Genomic DNA, 11,147 nt, shown 5'->3' with positions numbered 1-11,147 from the left:
ATGACGGTGACGGTGCGTCCGGGTCTTGCGGCCTGTCCGGCCTGTTCTGTTGCTCCGGCGGCAGAGGGCTGCGGCGCAAGCAGTACAGAAAGACGTGCGCATCGCGTTGAGCGTGCCGGGCATTCATTGCTCGGCGTGCATCGTTGCGGTCGAGAAGGCCACGGCCGCGGCGCCGGGGTTGAGAGCGCGCGGGTGAACCTGACTCTGAAGCGCGCCACAGTCGAAGCCGACCCCGAGGTAATGCCCGCCGATTTGGTCAAAGTGTTGGACGAGATCGGCTATGAGGCGCATGAGCTGGACGCGGGCACGTTGAGCGCAACCGAGACCGACAAGGCCGGGCGCGAATTGTTGATGCGGCTGGCGGTGGCTGGCTTCGCCTCGATGAACGTGATGTTGTTGAGCGTGGCGGTTTGGTCCGGTGCGGCGGATGCGACGCGCGACATGTTCCATTGGATTTCTGCTGCGATCACCCTGCCGACGATTGCTTTTTCCGGGCAGCCGTTTTTCCGCAATGCATGGGCTGCGTTGCGGGTAGGGCGGCTGAATATGGATGTGCCGATCACCTTGGCGATCCTGCTGGCGGTGGCGACGTCCCTTTGGGAGACGACGCTATCGGGTGAACATGCCTATTTTGATGCAGCGTTGGCGCTGACCTTTTTCCTTTTGGCCGGGCGCTATCTGGATCATCGCACGCGGGCGATTGCCCGTTCAGCCGCCGAAGAGCTGGCCGCGCTGGAGGTGCCGCGCGCGGTGCTGATGGTGGATGGCGAAGAAAAACAGGTGCCGGTGGCCGAGGTCGCGGTCGGCGATCTGGTGCTGGTGCGGCCCGGTGGGCGGATGCCGGTGGATGGTGAGATCGTCGAGGGGCAGTCGGAGATCGACCGCTCGCTGCTGACCGGAGAGACCGTGCCGGCGTTTGGCGGGCCGGGTGGCGTTGTCTCGGCGGGAGAGGTCAATTTGACCGGGCCGCTGGTGATCCGCGCCACGGCGGTGGGGCGCGAAACCTCGCTGCATCGGATGGCCGATCTGGTTGCTGTCGCCGAAAGCGGCCGCTCGCGCTATACCTCGCTGGCTGACAGCGCGGCCAAGCTTTATGCGCCGGGGGTTCATATCCTGTCGGCTTTGGCGTTTGTCGGGTGGTATCTTTACTCATGGGATATGCGCACCGCGTTGAACATCGCGGCGGCGGTTCTGATCATCACCTGCCCCTGTGCGTTGGGGTTGGCGGTGCCTGCGGTCACCACGGCGGCCTCTGGGCGGTTGTTTCGGCGCGGGATGTTGATCAAGCATTCCACCGCGCTTGAGCGCTTGGCACAGGTCGATACGGTGGTGTTTGACAAGACGGGCACGCTGACCGCTGGCACGCCGGAGGTTATCAACCTTGACCAGATGTCATCGCGCGATATCGGGATCGCAATGGCGCTGGCTGCGGGCTCCTCGCATCCTTTGTCGGTCTCGCTTTTGGCGGCGGCGCGTGCCGCGGGCTTTACCCCGGCCGAGGTGAGCGAGATCACCGAAGTGCCGGGCTATGGCGCCAAGGGGCTGTGGCAGGGGCAGGAGGTCCGGTTGGGCCGGGCAAGCTGGCTTGAGGCGCAGCCGTTGGCGCGCACGGCGGCCTGGCTGCGCGTGGGGGATGCCCCGGCGCAGGCGTTTGAGTTCACCGACAGGCTGCGCGATGGCGCCGAAGCGGCGGTGGCAGGTTTGATCGCGGCGGGCAAGGAGGTCTACCTCATGTCGGGCGATAGCACAGCCGCGGTCGAGGATATGGCCAAGCGGCTTGGCATTCCCCATTGGCTGGCCGAGGCGCTGCCCGCTGACAAATCCTCACGGGTGCAAGCGCTCTCCGACGAGGGCAAGCGGGTGCTGATGGTCGGAGACGGGCTGAATGATACCGCGGCGCTGGCGGCGGCGCATGTGTCGATTTCCCCGGCAAGCGCGCTTGACGCCGCTAGGGTCGCCAGCGACATCGTGCTGCTGGGTGGAGACCTGAGCCCGATCACCGATGCGCTGACCACAGCCGGATCGGCGATCCGCCGCATTCGCGAGAATTTCCGCATTGCGACGCTTTATAACGTGATTGCCGTGCCTTTGGCCGTCGCCGGTTTGGCCACGCCTTTGATCGCGGCGTTGGCCATGTCGGCCAGTTCGATTACAGTGTCGCTCAACGCCCTGCGGCTGAGGTAACGCCCATGAACATCCTGACCTATCTGATCCCGATTTCCCTGATCCTAGGTGGCCTTGGCCTTGCGTTTTTCGTCTTTACGGTGCGGTCCAACCAATATGACGACCCCGAAGGCAATGCGCGCCGGATCCTGTCGGATGAATATGACGACAAGCCCAAGGGCTAAGGCGCGACCGGCTTTCTGTCTTGGGAAAAACACCTAAATCCGACGGAGAGACATGCGCCCCGGCGCGATGGTTTTGCGCTGGCGCTGCACCTTGTCGGGGCCGAGCAAAGCGAGGCCCCCTCGCGACGCGCGAAGCGCGGCGCAACCCCTCAGAGACTGGTCCGTCGAGATTTGGCGACGCCGTTAGGCGGCGCAATTCCTGCAAGGTGTCATCCCGGCCCGATCATGAAGCAGGTCACGTTGCGGGCCTGTAAACGGCGGCAGGCGAGTTCGGCGAGATCGCGGTTCAACCCGGTGAAATTCGCGTCATACCCGCTTTTGCGTTTGACCACGCGGCGTTTGGTGCCGTCGAGGGTTTCCATCTCGTTCAGCGCGGTTTTCAGCAGGACGCGTTCGGCCTGATAGCGGCTGCCATAGCGACCGACATTGATGCCCCAATGCTTGCCACCTTTGCCGCTGGCGCGGGTGACGATTTCGGGTTCCGGGTCCACTTTGGCCGCCGGAGCAACCGAGGCGAGCACGACGTCCTTGGGGCGTGCCTTGGGCGTGACGGCCGGTTTCTTGGTGGAGACAACGGCTTTGGGCGCTGGTGCTGCCTGGGCTTCGAGCAGGGCGGTTTTGATGCCGTCCTGAAGCCCGGCCACTAGGACCGGCGCGGGAGCGGCGGGTTTGGTTCCGGGGCGCATCCGTGGCCGCAGGCTTTTCTTGACTGCGGTGAGCAGGCGGATGGTTTTGCCGGCGGTGCCGGGCACGTGTTTCTTGGGGCTTTCTTGGACATAGACCGGCGGAGCAGGCTTGCGGACCGGCGCACGGGATGGCGAGCGGCGGAAGCCGAGGTCAAGCAATTCGGCCACCTTTGCATTGCGCGAGGCCGAGGAGCGGCCGCCAAACACGGTGGCGATCACCCGCTCTTTGCCCCGTTCAGCCGAGGCAACAAGGTTAAACCCAGCCGCGCGGGTATAGCCCGTTTTGATCCCGTCTGCCCCGCGATAGGCGGCGAGCAAGCGGCGGTTGGTATTCGCAACTTCGCGCACGCCCGCGTTGGTCGAGCGACGCGAGAACAGGTTGTAATACTGCGGGTAGTCATAAAACAGGTGCCGACCAAGGTTTGTCATATCGCGGGCGGTCGAGAGGTGCCCTTTTTCGGTCAGGCCGTGGGCGTTTTTGAAGGTGGTCCGGGTCATGCCCAAAGCTTTGGCGGTGCGGTTCATCCGGCGCGCAAATTTGGCTTCGGAGCCGGAAATCGCCTCGCCGATCGCGGTGGCGCAGTCATTGGCGGATTTCACCGCCGCCGCGCGGATGCAATAGCGCAGTTTGATGCGTTGCCCCGATTTCAGGCCAAGCTTGGACGGCGGCTCGGAGGCGGCATTGCGCGAAACGCGGATCTTGGTGTCGAGGGTGATTTCGCCGCGTTTGATTGCTTCAAACGCGATATAGAGCGTCATCATCTTGGTCAGCGATGCCGGGTGAAGCCGGGTATCGGCGTTGCGTGAATGCAGCACCTCGCCGGTGCGCGCATCCATGACCAGCGCCGCATAGGGCGCGGCCGCCGCCGAAAGCGGTAGGATGACCAACATCCAGATAGCTGCAAAGATGAAAATTCCGTTGCGAACGGGGTGCCTGCCACGCATGCGCATGGTGTCTTACCTTTTTTTACTGCCTCAATCGCCGCCGGTTTTCCGACTGGCATTTATTCTGCTGAAATGAACCTAGCATGAGAGGCCTTTTAATAAAAGATTAGATTTCAAGCAGATAGGAGATTGATTTTGGCAGATGTTGGGGTGGGTGCAAAAGCGCGCCCCAGATAAGCGAATGTGGCGGGAATGTGGCGAAGCGACATACACAGCAAAACGGCCCCGGTTGAATGCCGGGGCCGTGGTGATTTGCGGCGCGTAAAAGGCGCGCGCGCGTTAGATCAATTTGACGATTTGCTTGCCGACATTCTTGCCCTCAAGCAGTCCGGTAAAGGCGCGCGGCGCGTTTTCGAGCCCTTCGGCGATGTCTTCGAGATAGGCGACACGGCCATCCGATAGCATCGGGACAACCTCGCTCAGGAACTCGGGGAACTGATCGAAGTGGTTCGAGATGATGAAGCCCGTCGCGGTCAGATGTTTGACCAGCAGCGTGCGCCAGAACATCGGGAAGCGGTCCGGGCCGTCGCCTGCGTTGCCACCAAGGGCGCCGGTGTTATAGCCCGAGATCATGCCACAGACAGGCATGCGCCCGAAGCGGTTCATCAGCGGCAGGACCGCTTCGAACACCTTGCCGCCGACGTTTTCGAAATAGATGTCGATGCCATCGGGGCAGGCTTCGGCCAGCGCCTTGCGCAGGCTGCGGGCGTCGTCATAGGCGCGGTGGTCGATGGCCGCATCAAAGCCGAACTTTTCGGTGGCGAGGCTGCATTTCTCGGCGCCGCCAGCGATGGCAACGGTGCGCAGCCCGCGGGCCTTGGCGACTTGGCCGACCATCTGACCCACGGGGCCGGTGGCGGCGGCAACAACGAGGGTTTCGCCCGCTTTCGGTTTGCCGATTTCGGTCAGGCCATACCAGCCGGTGAAACCGGGCATGCCCAGCACGCCAAGCGAGGTGGTGATCGGAACCCGATTGTCGAGTTTGCGCAGCATATTGCCGGGCTGCACGCCATGTGTGGTCCAGCCGAACATGCCGAACACCATGTCACCGGGGGCGAAGTTGGGGTCGTTCGAGGCCAGCACCTCGCCTGCGCCGCCGCCTTCCATGATGCCACCGATTGGCACCGGGTCGGCATAGGATTTCACATCATCCATGCGTCCGCGCATATACGGATCGAGCGACATGTAGTGAACGCGCACCAGCACTTCGCCCGCGCCCGGAGTAGGCACGTCACGGGTTTCGAGCGCAAAATCGCTGTCTTTGGGCGCGCCAACGGGGCGGGCGGCGAGGGTGATACATTGCATTTGATCGGTCATGGTTTTCCCTTTCCAGAGCGGTATTTGAATGTCCCTGTTGCGGTGGCAATCAGGGTGCCGTTTTCGTCTTTTACCGTGCCTTCGGTAAAGGCGACGGTTTTGCCGCCGCCAATTTTGCGGCCTTCTGCGATGAGCTTTTCTCCGCGTCCGACCGAGAGGTATTGCACATTGAGCGAGAGCGTCATGGCGAGCTGTTTGTCGTCGGGATCGCCGGTAAAGCAGGAGGCATAGCCAAGGGCGGTATCGAGCAGCGTGGCCAGCACACCGCCATGCGGAATGCCGTAGCGATTGCCAAGATGCGGCACCATCGGCTGGGTCAGGAGGCAGTAACCGTCGGACCATTCATCAATGGTGAAGCCGAGGTGGGCCTGAAACGGATAAGGTTCTTCGCGCAGTTTATCGTCCATTACGTTCGCTTTGCAAATCGAGGCTCCCGGCGCGAGCCGGGAGCGAGTTGGAGTGGGCGGAGAAGGGGGCCTCAGACGGTTTTCGCCGCGTCAAGCCCGGCGCGGGCAAAGAGCGGAACCGCCTTGCCAAGGCGCAGCGCCTTTTCCGGGTTGGAGGCATTGCCATCAAGGCCGCGTTTCAGCACGCCCTGAATGATCCCCGCCATGCGGAAGAAGGTGAAGGCAAGGTAGAAGCCGAACCCGTCGATCCCATCAAGCCCACGGCGTTTGCAGTAGAGCGCGACGAATTCCTCATCGCTCATCAGGCCATGCGCTGCGCGGTCGATCCCCGCGAGACCGCGGCTTTCGGCATCCGAGGGCATTTGCCACTGCATGATCACGGCAGCGAGGTCGGCATAGGGGTGGCCGATGGTCGAGAGTTCCCAATCGAGCACCGAGAGGATGCGCGGTTCGCTCGGGTGGAACAGCATGTTGTCGATCCGGTAGTCGCCATGCACCAGCGTGCGTTGTCCATCATCGGGCGGGATGTTGGATTGCAGCCATTCCGACAGCGCGTCCATATCGGGGATGTCGTCGGTTTTGGAGGCTTCGTATTGCTTGGCCCAGCGTCCGATTTGACGTTCGTAGTAATTGCCGGGGGGGCCGTAGTCGGACAGGCCGACCGCGTCGATATCGACGTTGTGAATGGTGGTCAGCACGCGGTTCATTTCGTCAATGATGGCGTAGCGGTCGCCCTGCGCCAGCTCTTCGAGCACGGGGCGGTCAAAGCGGCGGGCCTCGACGTTTTCCATGACATAGAAGGCCGAGCCGATCACATCGTCGTCTTCGCACAGCAGGTGCATTTTGGCGACGGGCACGTCGGTGTCATAGAGCGCCTTTTGCACCCGGTATTCACGGTCAACCGCATGGGCGGATTTCAAGAGCACCCCCGGCGGCTTGCGACGTAGCACGTATTTGCCCGAGGGCGTGGTGAGCCGGAACGTCGGGTTCGATTGACCCACCGAGAACTTGTGCAGTTCAATCGGGCCGCTGAAGCCGGGCAAATGTTCGGTGAGGTATTTTTCGACGGCATCGGTGTCGAGTTGGGCAGCCGTGTTTGCGCTCATGATGAGAGGCTCCTTAGCTATAGGTCAGAAGCCGCGCGGAATTGGCGGCGTTGATATGGGGCGTTTCGTTGAACCCGCTCAGGTAGAGAGACTTGGCAGAGTAGACGAAACGGGTGACAGAGCAATTCCTAGTCTGGAGTTGCAGTTTGATTTGCTGACCGGGGCCGCAGTCAAGCACCTGTGACACGAGGGCGCCGATCGGGCCGCCGGAGGACACGGCGAGCACCTGTTCGGCGTCGGGATCCATCGCGGCACGCAGGGCGGCCTGTGTGCGGGCGGAGAATTCGGCCCAGGTTTCGGGCGGCGCGGCGATCTCGTCGCGCTCCCATTCCAGCACGGTATCGCGCAGGGTGCGAAAGTGGCTTTTGCGTTCGGTGTGCATGTTGTCGGGCGCGGGTTTGCCAGCGTAGCGCGCGTCAAGCAGGGCTGAGAAGTCGAACTCATCAAACCCGGCGTGGACCTCGGGCGTGGCGGTCGTGCCCATGCCGTTCAGGATACCGTCAAGGGTTTCGCGATGCCGCGTGAGCGAGCCGATCCAGAACGCATCGGGCGCGACGCCTTGGGCCTTGAGGGCGCGGCCAAGCTCTTGCGACTGGACATGGCCCAGATCCGAGAGCTTGTCATAGTTGGCCGCTCCAAAGGAGGCCTGTGCGTGACGGATAAGAAAAAACTCAGCCACTGCAAAGCGCCTTGTGTGCTGCGGCGTATTCGGCTGCCAACTTGTCGACAAGCGTGGCGGCGGGGGTGATTTCGGTGATCGCACCGATCCCTTGGCCCGAGCCCCAGATTTCCTTCCAGCTTTTGGGCTTCTCGCGGTCGGCGCCGAAGTTCATTTTGCTGGGGTCGGAGACTTCGAGATTGTCCGGGTCCATCCCCGCGCGGGCGACGGAGGGCTTGAGATAGTTGCCATGCACGCCGGTGAAGAGGTTGGAATAGACGATGTCATCCGCGCCGCTATCGACGATCATCTGCTTGTAATCGGGCACGGCGTTGGCTTCTTCGGTAGCGATGAAAGGCGAGCCGATATAGGCGAGATCCGCGCCCATCGCGCGGGCGGCAAGGATCGAGCGGCCATTGGCGATGGCGCCGGAGAGGGCCAGCGGCCCGTCGAACCATTCGCGGATCTCCGAGATCAGCGCGAGCGGCGAGAGCGCACCGGCGTGGCCACCGGCCCCGGCAGCAACGGCGATGAGGCCATCGGCGCCCTTCTCGATCGCCTTCTTGGCAAAGCGGTTGTTGATGATGTCGTGGAGGGTGATCCCGCCGCAGGAATGGGCGGCGTCGTTCACTTCGACCCGCGCACCGAGGGAGGTGATCCAGATCGGCACGTTCCATTTGGCGCAAATCTCGAGATCGCGTTCGAGCCGTTCGTTGGAGCGGTGCACGATCTGGTTCACGGCATAGGGGGCGGCCGGGGTGTCGGGGTTGGCTTGATTGTGGGCGTCGAGCTCTTCTGTGATGCGCTTGAGCCATGCTTCAAGCTGGATCGGATCGCCGTCTTTTTCACGCGCGTTGAGTGCGGGGAAGGGCCGACGATGCCGGCCTTGCACTGGGCGATGACGAGATCGGGATTTGAAATGATGAACAGGGGCGAGCCGATAACGGGAATGCGCAGGTTCTGGAGCTGTGAAGGGAGGGTCATTGATGTCTCGCGTTGGGTGATGGTGGGGTGAAACCCCACCCTACGTGGTGGGTGTAGGGTGGGGTTTCACCCCACCCATGCGACGATCAGAGGACTTCGAAAAGGCCTGCGGCACCCATGCCGCCGCCGACACACATGGTGCAGACCACGTATTTCGCACCGCGGCGTTTGCCTTCGATCAGCGCGTGGCCGACCATGCGGGCACCGGACATGCCGTAGGGGTGGCCGACCGAGATTGCGCCGCCGTTGACGTTGAGGATCTCACCCGGGATGCCAAGCACGCGTTGGGATTGCAGCACTTGCGACGCGAAGGCTTCGTTCAGCTCCCAGAGGCCGATGTCATCCATCTTGAGCCCGTGCGCTTCGAGCAGTTTTGGCACGGCGTAGATCGGGCCGATGCCCATTTCATCAGGCTCGCACCCTGCGGCCATGACGCCAACGTAGCGGCCCAGCGGGGCGAGGCCGCGCTTTTCCGCTTCTTTGGCTTCCATGACCACCGCGGCGGAGGCCCCGTCGGAGAGTTGCGAGGCGTTGCCGGCGGTGATGAACTTGCCTTCTTTCACCGACTGGCCGCCCTTGAACACGGGGTTCAGCGCTTGCAGGTTTTCCAGCGTGGTCGAGGGGCGGTTGCCTTCGTCTTTTTCAAGCGTGACTTCGTGGAAGGAAATCTCTTTGGTTTCCTTGTCCATGACGCCCATTTGGGTGGTCAGGGGCACGATCTCGTCGTTGAATTTGCCCGCTTCCTGAGCGGCGGCGGTGCGTTGCTGGGACTGGAGCGCATAGGCGTCCTGATCTTCGCGGCTCACGCCATAACGCTCAGCGACGATTTCAGCCGTCTCGAGCATGGTCATGTAGAGCTCGGGCTTGTGCTCTTTGATCCATTTGTCGGCCATGTGATCGACGCGCATTTTCTCGTTCTGGACCAGCGAGATGGATTCGACGCCGCCGCCGATGGCGATATCCATGCCGTCATGCACGACCTGTTTGGCGGCCGTGGCAATCGCCATCATGCCCGAGGCACATTGGCGGTCCATCGACATGCCTGCGACCGTCACGGGAAGGCCCGCGCGGATGGCACCCTGACGGGCGATGTTGCCGCCGGTGGAGCCTTGTTGGATCGCGGTGCCGACGAGGCAGTCGGAAATCTCGGAGCCGTCGAGCCCGGCGCGCGACACGGCGTTGGAAATCGCATGGCCGATCAGGGTTTGTGCCGAGGTGGCGTTGAACGCGCCGCGATAGGCTTTGCCGATCGGGGTGCGGGCGGTGGAAACGATAAGTGCGTCACGCATTGGAGTTAGTCCTTTTTGTCGAGGGGGATGCCGCGCAGTTTGGCAGCCATTTGGATGTATTTATTGGTCTGGTCGAAAGCGCCCGGCATAAGCGTTTGGCCTTCGGGGTCGCGGATACGGTCGAAATTGGCAAGCACCGCTTCGGGGGTGAGTTCGTCATCGCCCAAAGCAACACCGGCGGTTTCATAGATTTTGGTTTCCGCAAAACAGCCACCGCCCGCACCGAGGATCATCTTGGACGGCGCGTCCTCGCTGACCAGCGCGAGAAGGCCCGGCGTGATGGTTTCCGGTTTGAGAAGCGGCAGCACCTCGGGGGGCAACAGCTCTTCTGTCATGCGGGTGGCGGCGGTGGGGGCGAGCATGTTGATATGCACGTTTTTACGGCTGCCTTCCTGGTGCAAGACGTTCATCAGGCCGAGCATGGCGGATTTCGCCGCGCCGTAGTTCGACTGTCCGAAGTTGCCATAGATGCCCGATGCCGACGTGGTCAGCACGATGCGGCCGTATTCACGTTCGAGCATGTGGCGCCAGAGCGCGTGGGTGCAATTGACGCTACCGGTGAGGTGGACGTCCATCACCACGGCGAAGTCTTCGAGGCTCATCTTGGCGAAGGTTTTGTCACGCAGGATACCGGCGTTGTTCACCAAGATGTCGACATGGCCGAATTCGGCGATCGCCTCGTCCACCATCGCCTGTACCTGTTCGGCGTTGGCGACATTGGCACCGTTGGCGATGGCGTGGCCACCCGCATCGCGGATTTCCTTGACCACGGCATTGGCGGCGTCCGAAGAGCCGCCGGACCCGTCGCGCGATGCGCCGAGGTCATTGACCACAACCTTGGCCCCGCGCGCCGCGAGGCCGAGCGCGTGCGAGCGGCCCAGACCCACGCCTGCGCCGGTGACAATGGCGACGCGGCCATCAAAACGAACTTCTGTCATGCGGTTTCTCCGAAATAGCGCCGCCCGATCCAGTCGGCGGCGAGGGCGGGTTTGTCATGGCCTTCGATTTCGACTGTAACAGCCGTATAGGAGGTGACGAAACCGGGTTTGCTTTCGTCAAGTTCGCTGAGCACGAAGCGGGCGCGGATGCGCGAACCGGCAGGCACGGGCGACAGGAAGCGGACTTTGTCAAAGCCATAGTTCACGCCCATCACCACCCCGTCGAGCACCGGCATTTCATAGACCATCGCCGAGAGCATCGAAAGCGTCAGGAAGCCATGCGCGATGGTGGTGCCGAAGGGGGTTTTCGCCGCCGCGTCCGGGTCGACATGGATGAATTGCCAATCCTCGGTCACATCGGCAAAGGCGTCGATACGCTTTTGGTCGATTTCGAACCAGCTGGACACGCCCATTTCCTTGCCGACAAGGGCGCGCATTTCGTCGAGTGTGAGGGTTTTGCTCATGTCCG

9 protein-coding genes and 2 pseudogenes are annotated in these 11,147 nt (G+C 62.4%); 2 read left to right on the top strand and 9 right to left on the bottom strand.

The genetic code is table 11. From position 1 onward, the window contains the following. Both N4R57_19390 and ccoS read left to right on the top strand, forming a co-directional pair. Positions 1-2,184: pseudogene (locus N4R57_19390) on the top strand (heavy metal translocating P-type ATPase). Between the two features lie 5 nt (positions 2,185-2,189). Continuing rightward, positions 2,190-2,348, top strand: a complete 159-nt coding sequence (ccoS, locus tag N4R57_19385) for a cbb3-type cytochrome oxidase assembly protein CcoS (protein UYV37100.1) — start codon at positions 2,190-2,192, stop codon at positions 2,346-2,348. Between the two features lie 209 nt (positions 2,349-2,557). Here the strand turns inward: ccoS and N4R57_19380 are convergent, their stop codons facing one another. From N4R57_19380 to N4R57_19340, 9 genes and pseudogenes are all read right to left on the bottom strand, one after another. Continuing rightward, a complete protein-coding gene (locus tag N4R57_19380) occupies positions 2,558-3,985 on the bottom strand; it encodes a serine hydrolase (protein ID UYV37099.1) in 1,428 nt (475 codons plus the stop codon). A 273-nt stretch (positions 3,986-4,258) separates the two neighbouring features. Next, positions 4,259-5,296 carry an NADP-dependent oxidoreductase gene (locus tag N4R57_19375; protein UYV37098.1) on the bottom strand — a complete coding sequence of 346 codons (1,038 nt, stop codon included), beginning with the start codon at positions 5,294-5,296 and terminating at the stop codon, positions 4,259-4,261. After that, on the bottom strand, positions 5,293-5,703 hold the full coding sequence (locus N4R57_19370; GenBank protein ID UYV37097.1) for a PaaI family thioesterase: 411 nt from the start codon (positions 5,701-5,703) through the stop codon (positions 5,293-5,295). Before N4R57_19370 ends, N4R57_19375 begins: the two co-directional genes overlap by 4 nt. Before the next feature lie 71 nt (positions 5,704-5,774). Continuing rightward, positions 5,775-6,809 (bottom strand): phosphotransferase family protein, encoded by a 1,035-nt coding sequence (locus tag N4R57_19365; protein UYV37096.1) that lies wholly within the window; start codon positions 6,807-6,809, stop codon positions 5,775-5,777. Between the two features lie 13 nt (positions 6,810-6,822). Further along, positions 6,823-7,488 carry a histidine phosphatase family protein gene (locus tag N4R57_19360; GenBank protein ID UYV37095.1) on the bottom strand — a complete coding sequence of 222 codons (666 nt, stop codon included), beginning with the start codon at positions 7,486-7,488 and terminating at the stop codon, positions 6,823-6,825. Further along, a pseudogene (locus N4R57_19355) lies at positions 7,481-8,451 on the bottom strand (nitronate monooxygenase family protein). The gene N4R57_19360 and the pseudogene N4R57_19355 overlap by 8 nt, the downstream one beginning before the upstream one ends. Positions 8,452-8,537: 86 nt before the next feature. Then, a complete protein-coding gene (locus N4R57_19350) occupies positions 8,538-9,740 on the bottom strand; it encodes an acetyl-CoA C-acyltransferase (GenBank protein UYV37094.1) in 1,203 nt (400 codons plus the stop codon). 5 nt (positions 9,741-9,745) lie between these two features. Next, positions 9,746-10,678 (bottom strand): SDR family NAD(P)-dependent oxidoreductase, encoded by a 933-nt coding sequence (locus N4R57_19345; protein ID UYV37093.1) that lies wholly within the window; start codon positions 10,676-10,678, stop codon positions 9,746-9,748. Further along, a complete protein-coding gene (locus N4R57_19340; GenBank protein ID UYV37092.1) occupies positions 10,675-11,142 on the bottom strand; it encodes a MaoC family dehydratase in 468 nt (155 codons plus the stop codon). Before N4R57_19340 ends, N4R57_19345 begins: the two co-directional genes overlap by 4 nt. Positions 11,143-11,147 lie beyond the last annotated feature (5 nt).

The sequence above is a fragment of the Rhodobacteraceae bacterium D3-12 genome, from assembly GCA_025916135.1.
Lineage (GTDB): Bacteria > Pseudomonadota > Alphaproteobacteria > Rhodobacterales > Rhodobacteraceae > JAKGBX01.
Note: the sequence above shows the minus strand (reverse complement) of the source record. Positions and strands in the feature narration are given on the sequence as shown.